14 protein-coding genes are annotated in these 16,060 nt (G+C 61.3%); 5 read left to right on the top strand and 9 right to left on the bottom strand.

Going from position 1 to position 16,060, the window contains the following annotated elements:
• The first annotated feature begins 164 nt into the window (after nucleotides 1-164).
• From KHO49_RS23185 to KHO49_RS23205, 5 genes are all read left to right on the top strand, one after another.
• Nucleotides 165-1,589 (top strand): di-heme oxidoreductase family protein, encoded by a 1,425-nt coding sequence (locus tag KHO49_RS23185; protein WP_213665871.1) that lies wholly within the window; start codon nucleotides 165-167, stop codon nucleotides 1,587-1,589.
• Nucleotides 1,590-1,633: 44 nt separating this feature from the next.
• Nucleotides 1,634-2,698 carry an imelysin family protein gene (locus tag KHO49_RS23190; protein WP_102860502.1) on the top strand — a complete coding sequence of 355 codons (1,065 nt, stop codon included), beginning with the start codon at nucleotides 1,634-1,636 and terminating at the stop codon, nucleotides 2,696-2,698.
• A gap of 2 nt (nucleotides 2,699-2,700) precedes the next feature.
• Complete coding sequence (locus tag KHO49_RS23195) at nucleotides 2,701-3,798, top strand: DUF1513 domain-containing protein (RefSeq protein ID WP_102860995.1); 1,098 nt, start codon at nucleotides 2,701-2,703, stop codon at nucleotides 3,796-3,798.
• A 124-nt stretch (nucleotides 3,799-3,922) separates the two neighbouring features.
• Nucleotides 3,923-5,074 carry an efflux RND transporter periplasmic adaptor subunit gene (locus tag KHO49_RS23200; RefSeq protein ID WP_213665872.1) on the top strand — a complete coding sequence of 384 codons (1,152 nt, stop codon included), beginning with the start codon at nucleotides 3,923-3,925 and terminating at the stop codon, nucleotides 5,072-5,074.
• A 13-nt stretch (nucleotides 5,075-5,087) separates the two neighbouring features.
• Nucleotides 5,088-8,111 (top strand): multidrug efflux RND transporter permease subunit, encoded by a 3,024-nt coding sequence (locus tag KHO49_RS23205; protein ID WP_213665873.1) that lies wholly within the window; start codon nucleotides 5,088-5,090, stop codon nucleotides 8,109-8,111.
• A 58-nt stretch (nucleotides 8,112-8,169) separates the two neighbouring features.
• Here the strand turns inward: KHO49_RS23205 and KHO49_RS23210 are convergent, their stop codons facing one another.
• The 9 genes from KHO49_RS23210 to KHO49_RS23250 form a co-directional block, all read right to left on the bottom strand.
• Nucleotides 8,170-8,394: a hypothetical protein gene (locus tag KHO49_RS23210; RefSeq protein ID WP_102880734.1), complete on the bottom strand. Its 225-nt coding sequence runs from the start codon at nucleotides 8,392-8,394 to the stop codon at nucleotides 8,170-8,172.
• Nucleotides 8,395-8,396: 2 nt separating this feature from the next.
• Entirely contained in the window at nucleotides 8,397-9,107 is a 711-nt protein-coding gene (locus tag KHO49_RS23215) for a lipopolysaccharide kinase InaA family protein (protein ID WP_170001646.1), read from the bottom strand.
• A 4-nt stretch (nucleotides 9,108-9,111) separates the two neighbouring features.
• Complete coding sequence (locus KHO49_RS23220; RefSeq protein ID WP_102860994.1) at nucleotides 9,112-9,792, bottom strand: class I SAM-dependent methyltransferase; 681 nt, start codon at nucleotides 9,790-9,792, stop codon at nucleotides 9,112-9,114.
• A gap of 198 nt (nucleotides 9,793-9,990) precedes the next feature.
• Nucleotides 9,991-11,271: a sensor histidine kinase gene (locus KHO49_RS23225; RefSeq protein ID WP_102880736.1), complete on the bottom strand. Its 1,281-nt coding sequence runs from the start codon at nucleotides 11,269-11,271 to the stop codon at nucleotides 9,991-9,993.
• The gene (gene colR, locus KHO49_RS23230) at nucleotides 11,261-11,944 is read right to left on the bottom strand and encodes a two-component system response regulator ColR (protein ID WP_047305857.1); all 684 of its coding nucleotides are present in this window, start codon (nucleotides 11,942-11,944) and stop codon (nucleotides 11,261-11,263) included. Before colR ends, KHO49_RS23225 begins: the two co-directional genes overlap by 11 nt.
• Before the next feature lie 529 nt (nucleotides 11,945-12,473).
• Nucleotides 12,474-14,117, bottom strand: coding sequence for a chaperonin GroEL (gene groL, locus KHO49_RS23235; protein WP_047288866.1), 1,644 nt, complete (start codon nucleotides 14,115-14,117; stop codon nucleotides 12,474-12,476).
• A 49-nt stretch (nucleotides 14,118-14,166) separates the two neighbouring features.
• A complete protein-coding gene (locus tag KHO49_RS23240) occupies nucleotides 14,167-14,460 on the bottom strand; it encodes a co-chaperone GroES (protein WP_011063093.1) in 294 nt (97 codons plus the stop codon).
• 251 nt (nucleotides 14,461-14,711) lie between these two features.
• On the bottom strand, nucleotides 14,712-15,188 hold the full coding sequence (locus tag KHO49_RS23245) for an FxsA family protein (RefSeq protein WP_213665874.1): 477 nt from the start codon (nucleotides 15,186-15,188) through the stop codon (nucleotides 14,712-14,714).
• A gap of 66 nt (nucleotides 15,189-15,254) precedes the next feature.
• Nucleotides 15,255-15,986 carry a HugZ family pyridoxamine 5'-phosphate oxidase gene (locus KHO49_RS23250; protein WP_102860495.1) on the bottom strand — a complete coding sequence of 244 codons (732 nt, stop codon included), beginning with the start codon at nucleotides 15,984-15,986 and terminating at the stop codon, nucleotides 15,255-15,257.
• Nucleotides 15,987-16,060: the final 74 nt, after the last annotated feature.

A 16,060-nucleotide genomic window follows, 5' to 3' on the forward strand; every position in this document is an offset into this window, starting at 1 on the left:
ACCTGCGGGTCGCCTTTTTTGTGCCCGTGGCGCTCCGTTTCAGGCGCCTGGACGCTTCCCGGCCAGCTTGTCCTGGGTCAAACCAAACGATAATTCCTCTTATTCAATCCAGGCGGCCCTGTTAGACTTTGCGCCCTTGTTTTGCTCGTCTTGCAGGATGTCCGATGCCCCCGTCGCTGCTTCGCTGGTCCGCTCTACTCATGGCCTTGAGCCTGAGTGCCTGCGATGACGCTCCGCGCTTTACCCAGGCCGAACCAGGGGAAGCCCGGGCCGGCGGCGCGACCACGGTCAACAAGGCCGATCGCAATGCCTTCTCCCTGCCATCGGCCAACCTGCCACCGACCCGACGCCTGGACTTCAGCGTCGGCAACAGTTTTTTCCGCAACCCCTGGGTGATCGCCCCTTCCACCACCACCGCCCGTGACGGCCTCGGCCCGCTGTTCAACACCAATGCCTGCCAGAACTGCCACGTCAAGGACGGCCGCGGCCATCCGCCCGCGCCGGATGCGCTGAACGCGGTGTCGATGCTGGTGCGCCTGTCGATTCCGGATACCCCGGCCTACGCCAAGGTCATTGAGCAGGTCGGCGTGGTGCCGGAACCGGTGTATGGCGGCCAGTTGCAAGACATGGCGATTCCCGGAGTCGTCCCCGAAGGCCGGGTACGGGTCGAATACGATCCGCTGCCCGTACGGTTCAAGGACGGCACCCAGGTGGAGTTGCGCAAACCCAGGCTGCAGATCACGGACCTGGGCTACGGCCCAATGCACCCCGAGACGCAGTTCTCCGCCCGAGTGGCGCCGCCGATGATCGGCCTGGGGTTGCTGGAGGCCATTCCCGAAGCGGCAATCCTGGCCAACGCTCGGCCCGCTGCCGGCAATAAGGCCATTGCCGGACGACCCAACTGGGTCTGGGATGACGCCCAGCAAAAGACCGTACTCGGGCGTTTTGGCTGGAAAGCCGGCCAACCCAACCTCAATCAACAAAATGTTCACGCGTTCTCTGGTGATATGGGCCTGACCACCCGCCTGAGGCCCTTCGATGACTGCACCGACGCGCAAACCGCCTGCAAGCAGGCCCCCAACGGCAATGGTCCGGACGGTGAGCCAGAAGTCAGCGACAACATCCTGCGCCTGGTGCTGTTCTACACTCGCAACCTGGCGGTACCGGCGCGCCGCGATGTCGATTCGCCCCAGGTCCTGGCCGGCAAGAACCTGTTCTTCCAGGCCGGCTGCCAGTCTTGCCACACCCCAAGTTTCACCACTGCGGCCAACGCCGCCGAACCCGAATTGGCCAATCAGGTGATACGCCCCTACAGCGACCTGCTGCTGCACGACATGGGGGAGGGCCTGGCGGACCACCGCACTGAGTTCAAGGCCAGTGGCCGCGACTGGCGCACTGCGCCCCTGTGGGGCATCGGCCTGACGGAAACCATCAGTGGCCACACCCAGTTCCTGCATGACGGCCGCGCCCGCAACCTGATGGAGGCGGTGCTGTGGCATGGCGGCGAAGCCGAGGGCGCGAAGCAACAGGTTCTCGCCTTCAATGCCGAGCAGCGTGCCGCGCTGCTGGCCTTTTTGAATTCGCTATAAACATTCGTCTTATCTGCTTTCTCCACAATAAAGGGAGCCCGAACATGTTCCGCCCCAAACTGCTGTTCACCAGCCTTGCCGCACTCGCCCTGGGCGCCTGCTCGCCCCAGGACCCACAAGCCGTGACCTCGGCCGCTATCGCCAAGCAGGTGATCCTGCCGACCTACAGCCGTTGGGTCGACGCTGACCGCCAGCTGGCCATCAGCGCCCTGGCCTTCTGCGAAGGCAAGGAAAGCCTGGACACCGCCCGTGCCGACTTCCTCCACGCACAAAAGGCCTGGGCCGAGCTACAACCGCTGCTGATCGGCCCGCTGGCCGAGGGCAACCGCGCCTGGCAAGTGCAGTTCTGGCCGGACAAGAAAAACCTGGTGGGCCGCCAGGTCGAACAACTGGTCAGCGCCAATGCGCAGATCGATGCCGCGGCCCTGGCCAAGTCCAGTGTGGTGGTGCAAGGCCTGTCGGCCTACGAGTACATCCTGTTCGACAGCAAGATCGACATGGCCGACAGCGCACAGAAAGCTCGCTACTGCCCACTGTTGACCGCCATCGGTGAACGTCAGAAACAACTGGCGGAAGAAATCCTGGCGGGCTGGAATACCAACGACGGCATGCTCGCGCAGATGAGCAAGTTCCCCAACCAGCGCTACGCCGACTCCCATGAAGCCATCGCTGATTTGCTGCGGGTCCAGGTCACTGCCCTGGATACCCTGAAGAAGAAGCTCGGCACGCCGATGGGCCGCCAGACCAAGGGCATTCCCCAGCCGTTCCAGGCCGACGCCTGGCGCAGCCAGTCGTCCCTGCAAGGCCTTGAGGCCAGCCTCAGCGCTGCTCAGACGGTCTGGGCCGGAGTCGACAACAAGGGCCTGCGCGGCCTGTTGCCAGCCGATCAGAAGCCCCTGGCCGACAAGATCGACGCTGCATACGCCGCCTCGCTGAAACTCTTCGCCAGCACCCAGCGCTCGCTGACCGAAATGCTCGGTGACGACGCCGGGCGCCAGCAGCTCAATGATCTGTACGACAGCCTCAACGTGGTCCACCGCCTGCACGAAGGCGAACTGGCCAAGGCGCTGGGTATCCAACTGGGCTTCAACGCCAACGACGGTGACTGATGATGCTGCGACGTCAGGCTTTGGTTCTGGGCAGCCTGCTGCTCAGTGCGGTGACCTTGGGCGGCTGGACGCTGTTCAAGCAAAAGGGCAAACAGCCCTTGCTGCTTTCGGCCAGGGACGATGGTGACGGCAAGCATTACGCCGTCGGTTATCAGCTGGACGGTAAACAGGTGTTTGCCACCCAGGTCGGCCAGCGTTGCCATGACATCATCAATCACCCGCAGTTGCCGATCGCCCTGTTCGTGGCCCGGCGCCCGGGCACCGAGAGTTACCTGATCGACCTGCGCAACGGCGCGCTGCTGCAGACCGTGACCTCGCAACCTGACCGGCACTTCTACGGCCATGCGGTGATCCACAAGGATGGCCAGTGGTTGTACGCCACCGAGAACGACACCCGGGACCCCGGCCGCGGCCTGCTCGGGGTGTATCGCTTCGAAGGCGAGCGCCTGGTGCACAGCGCTGAGCTGTCCACCCACGGTATCGGCCCGCACCAGGTGTCGTGGATGCCCGACGGTGAAACCCTGGTGGTAGCCAATGGCGGCATCCGCACTGAAGCCGAGAGCCGGGTGGAGATGAACCTCGATGCCATGGAGCCCAGCCTGGTGCTGATGCAGCGCGACGGCACCCTGTTGAGCAAGGAAACCCTGGCCCAGCAGATGAACAGCGTGCGCCACATGGGCATCGCCAGCGACGGCACCATCGTCACCGGCCAGCAGTTCATGGGCGCCGCCCACGAGCCCTCGGAACTCCTGGCAATCAAGCGTCCGGGCCAGCCCTTCGCGGCCTTCCCGGTGCCCGAACAGCAGCTGCAAGCCATGGGGCACTACACCGCCAGCGTCGCGGTGCACAGCGACCTGCGCCTGGTGGCCCTGACCGCCCCCCGGGGCAACCGCTTCTTCATCTGGGACCTAGACAGCGGCGCAGTGCGGGTCGATGCGCCCCTGCCAGACTGTGCCGGCGTCGGCGCCGTGGCCGACGGCTTCGTGGTGACGTCGGGACAAGGCCGTTGCCGCTTCTACGACTGTCGTCAGACACAGATTGTGGCAAAGCCGCTGGATCTGCCCGCAGGGCTCTGGGACAACCATCTGCATCTGATCTGAAAAAACCTCCCCGGCCTTGGCGCCGGGAGCTTCGCTGAACGACAGGACGCTCATCTGGAACCCGCACGCGACTCGGAGTAATGTCTACCGGGCTTGTTTACCGGGCTTTCCAAGGAAGCGGAATATGCTGCGTCGCCGCATGCTGATCATGCTGGGTGTGGTCCTGTTGGTCGTGCTGTTGCTGGCCGGCTACAAGGCGTTTTCGATCTACAAGATGGTCCAGGTCTACTCGGCCCCCAAGCCGCCGATCAGCGTGGCGGTGGTTACCGCCGACGAGCGCCCCTGGCAAAGCCGGCTGCCCAGTGTCGGCAGCCTCAAGGCCCTGCAAGGGGTCAACCTCAGCCTGGAAGTCGCCGGTACGGTCAAGGACCTGCAGTTCGAATCCGGGCAGCAGGTCAAGGCCGGCCAGCCGTTGCTGACCCTGGACAGCGCGGTGGAAAGCGCCCTGCTGGAAACCGCCCAGGCCGACCTCGGCCTGGCCCAGCTGGATTTCGGACGCGGCAGCCAACTGGTGGGCAGCCAGGCGATTTCCAAGGGCGAGTACGACCGACTCTCGGCACAGCTGCAAAAAAACAAGGCCACGGTCAACCAGCTCAAGGCAGCCCTGGCCAAGAAACGCATTCTCGCCCCCTTTGCCGGCACGATCGGCATCCGCCAGGTGGATATCGGCGACTTCCTGGCCAGCGGCACAGTGATCGCCACCCTGCAGGACCTGAGCAGCCTGTACGTGGACTTCTACATCCCGGAACAATCGGTGCCCAAGATCCGCCTGGGCCAGACCGTGGAACTCAGCGTTGCGGCGTTCCCCGGAGAGTCGTTCCCCGGCAGCATCAGCGCCATCAACCCCAAGGTCGAGAACAGCACCCGCAACGTGCTGGTACGCGCCACCCTGGCCAACCCCGGAGGCCGCTTGCTGCCAGGCATGTTCGCCGACCTGCAAGTATTGCTCCCCGATCCGCAGCTCAAGGTCGTGGTGCCGGAAAGCACCCTCACCTACTCCCTCTACGGCAACTCGGTGTATGTGGTAACGCAAAAGAAAGCCGCCGACGGCAGCCTGGAGAAAGACCCCAAGGGCCAGCCGCTGCTGGTCGCCGAGCGGCGCTTCGTCGACACGGGCGAGCATCGCGGCGGCCTGGTGATGATCAACAAGGGCGTGAAAAAGGGCGAACAGGTGGTCAGTGCCGGTCAGATCAAACTGGATAACGGCGCCGACATCAGCATCACTCCGGACAAGCTGCAACCGGAACAGCCGAACAGCCAGCCCCGCGCCGACTGATCAAGGAATCCCCATGGCCTTTACCGATCCGTTCATTCGCCGCCCGGTGCTCGCGACCGTGGTCAGCCTGCTGATTGTGCTGTTGGGGTTCCAGGCCTGGAGCAAGCTGCCCTTGCGCCAGTACCCGCAGATGGAGAACGCCCTGATCACGGTGACCACCGCCTACCCCGGGGCCAATGCCGAAACCATCCAGGGCTATATCACCCAGCCCATGCAGCAGAGCCTGGCTAGCGCCGAAGGCATCGACTACATGACCTCGGTGAGCCGGCAGAACTTCTCGGTGATCTCGATCTACGCCCGGATCGGCTCCAACAGCGACCGCCTGTTCACCGAACTGCTGGCCAAGGCCAACGAGGTCAAGAACAAGCTGCCCCAGCAAGCCGAAGACCCGGTGTTGAGCAAAGAAGCAGCCGACGCCTCGGTGCTGATGTACATCAGCTTCTCCAGCCCGCAACTGAACAACCCACAGATCACCGACTACCTGTCGCGCGTGATCCAGCCCAAGCTGGCGACCCTGCCGGGCATGGCCGAGGCGGAGATCCTCGGTAATCAGGTGTTCGCCATGCGCCTGTGGCTGGACCCGGTGAAGCTGGCGGCCTATGGCCTGGCGGCCAGCGACGTGAGCAATGCCGTGCGCCAATACAACTTTCTGTCCGCCGCCGGCGAGGTCAAGGGCGAGTACGTCGTCACCAGTATCAATGCCAACACCGAACTGAAATCCGCCGAGGCATTCGCCGCTATCCCGTTGAAAACCGATGGCGACAGCCGGGTCCTGCTCAAGGATGTGGCGCGGGTGGAAATGGGTGCGGAAAACTACAACGCCATCAGTTCCTTCGGCGGCGTCCCCTCGGTCTACATCGGCATCAAGGCCACCCCCGGAGCCAACCCTCTGGACGTGATCAAGGAGGTGCGCAAGCTGCTCCCGGAACTGGAAGCGCAATTGCCCCCGACCCTCAAATTAGACATTGCCTACGACGCCACGCTGTTTATCCAGGCCTCCATCGACGAGGTGCTCAAGACCCTGTTCGAGGCAGTATTGATCGTGATTGTGGTGGTGTTCCTGTTTCTTGGCGCCTTGCGTTCGGTGGTGATCCCGGTAGTGACCATTCCACTGTCGATGATCGGCGTGATGTTCTTCATGCAGTTGATGGGCTACTCGATCAACCTGCTGACCTTGCTGGCCATGGTCCTGGCCATCGGCCTGGTGGTGGACGACGCCATCGTGGTGGTGGAGAACATCCATCGGCACATCGAAGAGGGCAAGTCCCCCCTGGACGCGGCCATCGAAGGAGCGCGGGAAATCGCCATGCCGGTGGTATCGATGACCATCACCCTGGCGGCGGTTTACGCCCCCATTGGTTTTCTCCAGGGACTCACCGGGGCCCTGTTCAAGGAGTTCGCCCTGACGCTGGCCGGGGCCGTGGTGATTTCCGGGATCGTCGCCCTGACCCTGTCACCGATGATGTGTGCATTGTTGCTGCGCCGCGAGGAAAACCCCAGCGGCCTGTCCCATCGCCTGGACCGGATTTTCGACAGCCTGAAGCAGCGCTACCAGCGCCTGCTCCACAGCACCCTTGATACCCGCCCCGTCGTACTGGTGTTCGCACTGATTGTGCTGTGCCTGATTCCCCTGCTGCTCAAGTTCACCAAGGCGGAGCTGGCTCCGGACGAAGACCAGGGCATCATTTTCATGCTGGCCACGGCGCCGCAACCGGCCAACCTAGAGTACCTCAATGCCTACACCGATGAGTTCCTGGCGATCTTCAAGGAGTTCCCCGAGTACTACTCCTCATTCCAGATCAACGGTTTCAACGGAGTGCAGTCAGGGATCGGCGGCTTCCTGCTCAAGCCCTGGGACCAGCGCCAACAGACCCAGATGCAAATCCTGCCTCAGGTCCAGGAGAAACTGGCAGGCATTGCCGGCCTGCAAGTCTTCGGTTTCAACCTGCCAGCCTTGCCCGGTACCGGCGAGGGCCTGCCCTTTGCCTTCGTGATCAACACCCCCAACGATTACGAGTCCCTGTTGGAGGTGGCCAACCGGGTAAAGAAACGCGCCATGGAGTCGGGGAAATTCGCCTTTGTCGACATTGACTTGGCCTTCGACAAGCCCGAGGTAGTGGTCGACATCGATCGGGCCAAGGCGGCGCAGATGGGCGTTACCATGCAGGACCTGGGGGGTACGCTGGCGACCTTGCTCGGCGAGGCGGAAATCAACCGTTTCACCATCGACGGACGCAGCTATAAAGTGATCGCCCAAGTGGAGCGCGCCTATCGGGACAACCCTGACTGGCTGAACAACTACTACGTGAAGAACAGCAAGGGTGAGGCCTTGCCGCTGTCGACCCTGATCAAAGTCAGCGACCGCGCCCGCCCTCGGCAGTTGAACCAGTTCCAGCAACTCAATGCCGCGACCATTTCCGGTGTGCCCGTGGTCAGCATGGGCGAAGCCATCGACACCATGCGCCAGATCGCCACGCAGGAGGCCCCCGCCGGCTATGCGTTCGACTATGCCAGCGCCGCCCGCCAGTACGTCCAGGAAGGCAGCGCGCTCTGGGTCACCTTTGGCCTGGCCCTGGCGATCATTTTCCTGGTACTGGCGGCGCAGTTCGAAAGCTTCCGCGACCCGGTGGTGATTCTGGTGACCGTGCCACTGTCGATCTGCGGCGCCCTGATCCCGCTGTTTCTCGGCTGGTCGAGCATGAACATCTACACCCAGGTCGGCCTGGTGACGCTGATCGGCCTGATCAGCAAGCATGGGATCCTGATTGTCGAATTCGCCAACCAACTGCGCCGGGACCAGGGACTCAGCGCCCGACAGGCGGTGGAGCAAGCCGCGTCCATTCGCCTGCGCCCAGTGCTGATGACCACAGCGGCGATGGTGTTCGGCATGGTGCCACTGATCCTGGCCAGCGGTGCCGGAGCAGTCAGCCGCTTCGATATCGGCACGGTGATTGCCACAGGCATGTCCATCGGCACCCTGTTCACCCTCTTCGTCCTGCCCTGCATCTACACCCTGCTAGCCAAGCCGGACGCCTGAGCCGGGGACAAACAAAAGGCCTCGCAATGCGAGGCCTTCAGGTGGCAGTTTCAGGTCTTCAACTCTGGGGCTTCAACGCCTGGCTCATGCCGAACATGAACAGCAGCAGTTCATGATCCGGCTTGACCGCCACCGAGCTCTTTGCCCCCCGTGGCAATGGGCAATGTTCACCCTGAGCGGCGCTGAGAACCTGCGTTCGCGGCTGCTCCCAGACAACCATCGCCAAGGAAGCAACTGCCAAGGCTCCTGCCAGGAACAAACCTCGTGCAATTTCTAGCTTCATAGCTATAAACCTTTGATGGGGCTGCCAAACACCGTTCTATAAAGGTAGTAGAGCTTTTGCCAGTCGGTGTCATTCCACGACGAATGGCGGCGCAGTTGCTTAAGGTCGTGGGCCGCCGCCCGGCGGCTGCTCAGGCGCTGGCGGCACTTCTCGAAATCCAGCAATGCAATCCTCACCTGGGCCTGCTCGCCCTCGCCATCTACTCGCACGAAAACATGTTTGGAATACAGGCAGCCATGCTGCCAACGGCCCTTGTGCATGCGCGCCAGGGTCTGCGCCAGTGTCTGCAACACTCGTTCGTGCAACGCTTCGCCGTGGCGTTCACGCTCACCTGCGGCATACCAGTTGTCGATTTCCACGAAGCCGTCGAGCGCAGCGGTCACCAGTAGGGCCTGCCACTGGTGCTCGGGGCCGCGCCGGGCGCCGCAGAACACCAGTTCCGGCACCTCTATATCCAGCGAACGCAAGCTTTGCAGGGCATCCCGCTCACGCAGGACAGTCGGACGGCCAAAAGGATGCAGAAAACTGCGATGAATATGCCCGATCTGCCGCTTGGCATAGAGCAAACGACCGCCGCTGATCAGGCGCTGCACGCCGCTCTCACCGCCTCGACGCTTATTGGGTTGCTCGACCCATTCACCTTGTTGGTCCCAGAAGTATTCGAAGCAATCTGTGGGCACGGCATCCATTTCCGAAGCACATTCAACAGCCATCCTCTTACCTCTTGCGTAATACGTAGACTCGCCACATGGCGTAGAGCGGAAAGAAGTCCAGATGCTCCTGGACACGAAAACCGGCTTGCCTGAACTCTTCTTCGACCGTAGCCGCCGGTAACACGAAACGATTCTGGTAACCCTCCTGCCCACCTTCGGACAGCCGCTTGCGCTCCATACGCTTGCGCTTCCAGGCCTTGAAATTGCCATCGACCCATAGCGAGATAATCACGCTGTCACGGGTAACCCGCTGAAACTCCCGTAGCAGCGCCATCCGATGCTCGACCTCGCCGATGTGGTGCAGCAACCGCATGGAAAAAATGCAGTCCACAGCGTTGTCCGGTAAATCGATGGCAAACGCAGACGTCTGCAAGGCTCGTACCCGTTTCACCACGTCGGCCGGTTGCGCCACCGTAGCGGTGCTGAGCATAGCCGCTGAATTGTCAGCGCCAACAATGACTCGATTGGCCTTTTCGGTCAGCAGCGGCCAGAAACGGCCCGCGCCACACGGCAGGTCCAGCACCAGGCCCGGCTCTCCCGCCAGGGCCAGCGCAGCGCGAGCCAATTGTTCATCACGCTTGTGGGACAACTGTCGTGCCAGTCCTTGCTGGTGCTTGAGCAGGTATTGCTGCGCATGTTGGGCATCGTACTTGTCGGAAAATTCCAGCTTGATCGGTGTCGCCATCATCAAAGTCTCCTGCAACTGATGGCGCCACCTTAGGCAGCGGCATGTCAGCGACAGGTCATCCCCTTGTGAAAACTTCGTACCGTCCAACGATGAAATATTTCAGAGTTTTACAGGCAGCAGGCAATGGCCTGGGGCCACTTCAGAAGAAAAATCGACAAGCGAGTGGCCCTGCAAAACAGGGCCTGGCAAGAGTATTCAAGCCTTGGAAGGGGGGAGCTGAACGTGAAAACGACAGCCATTGGGGGTCATGGTACTGAGAGTGACGCTCCAGCCCTGGTTCTCGCAGATGCGCTGGACCAGGGACAGGCCCAGCCCCAGGCCCTCACCGCGTTTTTCATCGCCACGGACAAAGGGCTGGAACATCGCCTCACGTTTTTCCTCGGGAATGCCCACGCCGCTGTCCTCGACGACAAATCCATCCGCCACCAGACTCAAGCGAATGAATCCCTGTTCGGTGTAGTGCAAGGCATTGCGCAACAGATTGCCCATCACCGCATGCAGGAAGGTGGCGTTGTAGCGAGTTTCACCCGGTTGCCCCGGCTCGAAGATCAGCTCGATACCCTTGGCTTCGATGAATTCGCGCCACACCCCGATCAGGTCCTTGGCAGCCTGGGTCAACGTCAGTTGCGGCGACATGCTGGCATCTTCTCGCTGGGCCCGGGCCAGCATCAGGAACGTCTGCACCAGCTCACGCATTTCGTCGCAGGCCCGGGCAATACGTTCGACCTGGGATCGTCCACGGGGATCAAGCCCAGGGTTTTCCAGGAGCAGCTCGCAGGACGTGGCCAGAACCATCAGCGGCGTTCGCAGTTCATGGCTGACGTCACTGGTGAACAGGCGCTCACGGCTCAAAGCCTGGCGCAGACGTCCCAGCGTCGCATCGAAGGCGATCGCCAACTCGCCCACCTCATCCGCCGCATAATCCGGCGCCAGGGGCGGGGCCAGGCCCAGCAATTGATCGCGGTGACGGACCTGGCGAGCCAGACGAACCACCGGTGCCATCACCCTACGCGCCAAGACCCAACCCAGGAACACCGCCAGCGCCAGGCTGAGGACAAAGCCCACCAGCACCACCGCGAACAGCACCCGCTCGCGCTCTTCGAAATCACTCTGATCCTGCAGCAGCACATAACGCCGGCCATCCACCACTTCAACCATGGCGTGATAGGACAGCTGCTCGCGAAACACTTCATGGAAGCCTGGGTCCAGATGCCTCAGGTCCTTGGGCAACTCGAAGTCGCCGCGCCCGCCACTGTAGTAGAACAGCTGGTCGGGCTCGGGGCGGTGATTCCAGTCGGCAACGTTATCCATCAGCAACAGGCGTTGCAGATCGCCGCCAAGGCCGGCGGAGATGAGTTTCTCCTCCACCAGATGCACGGTCGCCACGATGCCCATGGCGAAAGCCCCCGCCACCAGTGCGCTCATCAAGGCAAAGGCGATGATGATGCGCTGGGCAAGGCTCTGCTTAAACTCCATCACGACCCTCGGCCAACCGGTAGCCGACACCGTGCACGGTGTGCAGCAACGGCTTGGCGAACGGCTTGTCGATCACCTGGCGCAGTTGGTGGACATGGCTGCGCAGGCTGTCACTGTCCGGACAGTCATCGCCCCACAGGGCCTCTTCGAGGATTTCCCGGCGCAACACATGGGGGCTCTTCTGCATCAACACTGCCAGCAGCTTGAGGCCCACCGGGTTGAGCTTGAGCAGACGCCCTTCGCGGGTGACTTCCAGGGTATCGAGGTCATAACTGAGGTCACCGACCTGCAGCGCTCGACGACCACCGCCCTGGGTACGGCGCATCACCGCCTCGATCCTCGCGGCCAGTTCGGACAGGGCAAATGGCTTGAGCAGATAGTCGTCAGCCCCGGACTTGAAGCCCTGAAGCCGGTCATCCAACTGGTCGCGGGCCGTGAGCATGATCACTGGGGTATCGCGCCGGGCATCTTCGCGCAGGCGCTTGCACAGGGTGTAGCCGTCGATCCCTGGCAGCATGATGTCGAGCACGATCAGGTCGTAATGCTCGGTGGCAGCCAGGTGCAACCCCGACAGACCATCCTGGGCGCAGTCCACGGTATAGCCCTTGAGTCCCAGGTAATCCGCCAGGTTGGCGAGAATATCGCGGTTGTCTTCGACCAGTAGAATTCGCATCGGCACTCTCTCCGCACACAGTTAGGGCCGTCTTGGCTCGCGCAGCTTAAGGCCAAGTCCGACTCGCCGCCAGCCTTGTCTGACCGCTCCTGGGGCACTTTTCACCCCTTCAATGGCTTAACAAATTTTTCACCGCTGGCTCACAACCTGACTACAGGGGCAAGCCCAGACTGCCGACCGTTTGCCGACAAGAAACAGACAGGAACAGCCACTTCCTGGCTTACCCGCCAAGCAGAATGAGCCAATGCGTTTCATTGGCCAGAACTCAGTGGATGTTCGCCGCGCCAGCGCTGTTGGGTTGTTGAACCTGAACGACGAATCGAGCGTCCTGGAACTGTTGCAAGACACCCCACGGCCACTGCGCTCCTGGTGGGCAACCACCAACACCTGGGACTGTTCGACGGCAAGGGCCTGGCCATTCTCAGTCCATGCCAAAGGCGGCACCGACAGGCGCCCCTCAATTTCAGGCACAAAAAAGCCCCGCCGGTTTTCACCGGCGGGGCTTTTTCAGTACGGGGGTAAGGCTGGCTTACATCATGCCGCCCATGCCACCCATGCCGCCCATGTCTGGCATGCCGCCAGCTGCAGGCTTGTCTTCCACGATTTCAGCAACAGCGGCTTCGGTGGTCAGAATCAGACCGCCGATGGACGAAGCGGCTTGCAGCGCGGAACGGGTTACCTTGGTTGGATCCAGGATGCCCATTTCGATCATGTCGCCGTATTCGCTGGTGGCAGCGTTGTAACCGAAGTTACCAGCGCCCTGCTTGACCTTGTCCACCACCACGCTTGGCTCGTCGCCGGAGTTGGCAACGATCTGACGCAGTGGGGCTTCGATCGCGCGACGCAGAACAGCGATACCCACGTCCTGATCGGCGTTGTCGCCTTTGAGGTCCTTGATGCCTTGCAGAGCACGGATCAGGGCTACGCCACCGCCAGGTACCACGCCTTCTTCAACGGCTGCACGGGTCGCGTGCAGGGCGTCTTCAACGCGGGCTTTCTTCTCTTTCATTTCAACTTCGGAGCCAGCGCCAACCTTGATCACTGCAACGCCGCCGGACAGCTTGGCCAGACGCTCTTGCAGTTTTTCACGGTCGTAGTCGGACGAAGTGTCGGCCACTTGTTGACGGATCTGGGTCACACGAGCCTGGATGTCCGCTTCAACGCCAGCACCGTCGATGATGGTGGTGTTTTCTTTGGACAGGATCACGCGCTTGGCGTTACCCAGGTGCTCCAGGGTGGTGCTTTCCAGGCTCAGGCCGATCTCTTCGGAGATCACGGTACCGCCGGTCAGAACGGCGATGTCCTGCAGCATGGCCTTGCGACGGTCGCCGAAGCCCGGTGCCTTGACGGCAGCGACTTTGACGATGCCACGCATGTTGTTCACAACCAGAGTCGCCAGGGCTTCGCCTTCAACGTCTTCAGCCACGATCAGCAGTGGGCGGCCGGCTTTGGCAACGGCTTCCAGCACTGGCAGCATTTCGCGAATGTTGGAGATCTTCTTGTCCACCAGCAGGATCAGCGGGCCGTCGAGTTCGGCGACCATGGTGTCCGGCTTGTTGATGAAGTAAGGGGACAGGTAGCCACGGTCGAACTGCATGCCTTCTACAACCGACAGTTCGTTTTCCAGGCCCGAGCCTTCTTCAACGGTGATCACGCCTTCTTTACCGACTTTTTCCATGGCTTCGGCAATGATGTCGCCGATGGAGTTGTCGGAGTTGGCGGAGATGGTGCCGACCTGAGCGATGGCTTTGGAGTCAGCGCATGGCTTGGACAGACCTTTCAGCTCTTTGACGATGGCGATGGTGGCCTTGTCGATACCGCGTTTCAGGTCCATCGGGTTCATGCCGGCAGCGACGGCTTTCAGGCCTTCGTTGACGATCGACTGAGCCAGAACGGTAGCGGTGGTGGTGCCGTCGCCAGCGTCATCGTTGGCACGGGAGGCAACGTCTTTGACCAGCTGCGCGCCCATGTTTTCGAAGCGATCTTTCAGCTCGATTTCTTTGGCTACGGAAACGCCGTCCTTGGTGATGGTCGGAGCGCCGAAGCTCTTCTCGATGATCACGTTACGGCCTTTCGGGCCCAGGGTCGCTTTTACTGCGTCAGCCAGAACGTTGACACCAGTGAGCATTTTCTTGCGGGCGGAATCGCCGAATTTAACTTCTTTAGCAGCCATGATCGATATTCCTTAAATACTGTGTAGTAGCGGGGAAATACGTGGGAAATCAGCCTTCGATAACGGCGAGAATCTCGTTCTCAGCCATTACCAGCAGATCTTCGCCATCGACTTTCACGGTGTTGCTGCCGGAGTACGGGCCAAACACCACTTTGTCACCCACTTTCACGGCCAGCGCACGTACTTCACCGTTGTCCAGCACACGGCCGGTACCTACAGCGACGATTTCGCCACGGTTAGGTTTTTCAGCAGCCGAACCAGGCAGAACGATGCCGCCAGCAGTTTTCGATTCTTCTTCGCTGCGACGGATGACGACGCGGTCATGCAGAGGACGAAGCTTCATTGTCGATCTCTCCTAATTGTGGTTTTCAACGGCCGGTGTCGATACCGGCGGGTTAGCAAATCCGGCTTTGCCGGGTGCGGCTCGACGAGCGAGCCGCGGAAGTCTGTCTGGTGTCAGCACCAGAAACCTTGCGGTGACCGTTACATAAGGGCGCATAAGGTTATTACAAGGGCTGGCTGATGAAATTTTTTACATCACCCGGGTTAAAACGAACACGGCACCCGAAGGTGCCGTGTGTTTGAGGCCAGTTATCAAGAATCTCGGTGCTCGAACTCACCTTCAATGACATTGGGCTCACGGCCCAACGGCTGTTGCGGCGCCGGGCCGCCACGGGCCGCACGCATGTCATCGGCAAAGGCGCGTTGGCGCAGGGCCTGCTCCTCGGCACGCTGGCGCATTTTATTGGCCATCAGACGACGACTGATAGGGAGCAGCATCAGCAGGCCGAATACATCGCTGATGAACCCCGGCAGGATCAGCAGGCCGCCACCCAGGGCCAGCATCAGCCCTTCGAGCATCTGCTGAGCCGGCAGCTCGCCGCGATTGAGACTTTCACGAGCACGCAGTGCCGTGGCCAGACCGGCCACGCGCAACACCAGCACACCGAGCATCGAACCGAGAATGATCAGCAGCAGTGCCGGGAAAAACCCGATGGCCGCGCTGACCTTGACGAAGACGAACAGCTCCAGCACCGGGAACAGTAAAAAGAGCAACAGAAAAGGGCGCATCAAATGGTTTCCTCTGCGGAAGAATGCCTTCCAGTAGACCGTAAATGACGTCGCCAATTCGTGAATTCAAGCACCCGGTGCCGGATTTTTCGGCCATTGATCGGCGTGGGCCAGAAAAACCAGGGCTTCGCGCACTTGTGTCGGCGTGTTGCAAAGGCTTGGAAAGGGCAGCCAGTAAAGAGCCTGGCCAATGCGCAGGTGCATGCCTTCACTGTCGATTCCGGCCAGTTGCGCGGGCTCGCTGTGCGGCAGTCCGGCCAACTCCACATAGTGGGCAATAGCTTTGGCGTGGTCGCTGTTCATATGTTCCACCATGCTCAGCTCGGCCTTGCCGGCGAACGGGTTGGCCAGGGCCACTTGATCCACCCAGTGAATGGCGCCGAAACCGCCGATATAGCGGTGACGCACGGGCTTGAGCACCCAGAAATCGAAGTCATGGGCCTTATGGTAGTTCTGGGATTCCGGGAAATAGCGGTAGTAGCGCTCGGCGGCGGCCTCGATGGCGTCCTGATCCTCAAGCTTCTCGGCTTCGGCCAGGTAGGTCAGGCGCCCCACTGCTTGCACGTCGTCGGCATCGCGCTCGCCCACCAGCAGCGAACACTTGGAATCCTTCTGCAGATTGTGGGTGTGCTGGGCAATGCGGCTGATAAGAATCAGCGGTCGCCCCTCGGCATCCAGGCAATAAGGCACTACGGACCCAAAGGGAAAACCCGGCATGGCCTTGGAGTGCGTCGACAACACGCCGCGGTATTCCTTGAGCAGCAATTCTCGTGCATTCTTGGCAGCTTCAACGCTCACTTTATGACTCCTTCTTTAGAATCCGTCGAAAACGGACGGGCGCCTGGAGCATTGTTCCAGCTACGCCAACGGGG

Source organism: Pseudomonas sp. RC4D1 (assembly GCF_018390395.1).
Taxonomy (GTDB): domain Bacteria; phylum Pseudomonadota; class Gammaproteobacteria; order Pseudomonadales; family Pseudomonadaceae; genus Aquipseudomonas; species Aquipseudomonas danubii.

Coding starts and splice junctions, on each gene's coding strand:
- KHO49_RS23185 (WP_213665871.1), top strand. CDS start 165: ATGCCCCCGTCGCTGCTTCGCTGGTCCGCTCTACTCATGGCCTTGAGC.
- KHO49_RS23190 (WP_102860502.1), top strand. CDS start 1,634: ATGTTCCGCCCCAAACTGCTGTTCACCAGCCTTGCCGCACTCGCCCTG.
- KHO49_RS23195 (WP_102860995.1), top strand. CDS start 2,701: ATGCTGCGACGTCAGGCTTTGGTTCTGGGCAGCCTGCTGCTCAGTGCG.
- KHO49_RS23200 (WP_213665872.1), top strand. CDS start 3,923: ATGCTGCGTCGCCGCATGCTGATCATGCTGGGTGTGGTCCTGTTGGTC.
- KHO49_RS23205 (WP_213665873.1), top strand. CDS start 5,088: ATGGCCTTTACCGATCCGTTCATTCGCCGCCCGGTGCTCGCGACCGTG.
- KHO49_RS23210 (WP_102880734.1), bottom strand. CDS start 8,394: ATGAAGCTAGAAATTGCACGAGGTTTGTTCCTGGCAGGAGCCTTGGCA.
- KHO49_RS23215 (WP_170001646.1), bottom strand. CDS start 9,107: ATGGCTGTTGAATGTGCTTCGGAAATGGATGCCGTGCCCACAGATTGC.
- KHO49_RS23220 (WP_102860994.1), bottom strand. CDS start 9,792: ATGGCGACACCGATCAAGCTGGAATTTTCCGACAAGTACGATGCCCAA.
- KHO49_RS23225 (WP_102880736.1), bottom strand. CDS start 11,271: ATGGAGTTTAAGCAGAGCCTTGCCCAGCGCATCATCATCGCCTTTGCC.
- colR (WP_047305857.1), bottom strand. CDS start 11,944: ATGCGAATTCTACTGGTCGAAGACAACCGCGATATTCTCGCCAACCTG.
- groL (WP_047288866.1), bottom strand. CDS start 14,117: ATGGCTGCTAAAGAAGTTAAATTCGGCGATTCCGCCCGCAAGAAAATG.
- KHO49_RS23240 (WP_011063093.1), bottom strand. CDS start 14,460: ATGAAGCTTCGTCCTCTGCATGACCGCGTCGTCATCCGTCGCAGCGAA.
- KHO49_RS23245 (WP_213665874.1), bottom strand. CDS start 15,188: ATGCGCCCTTTTCTGTTGCTCTTTTTACTGTTCCCGGTGCTGGAGCTG.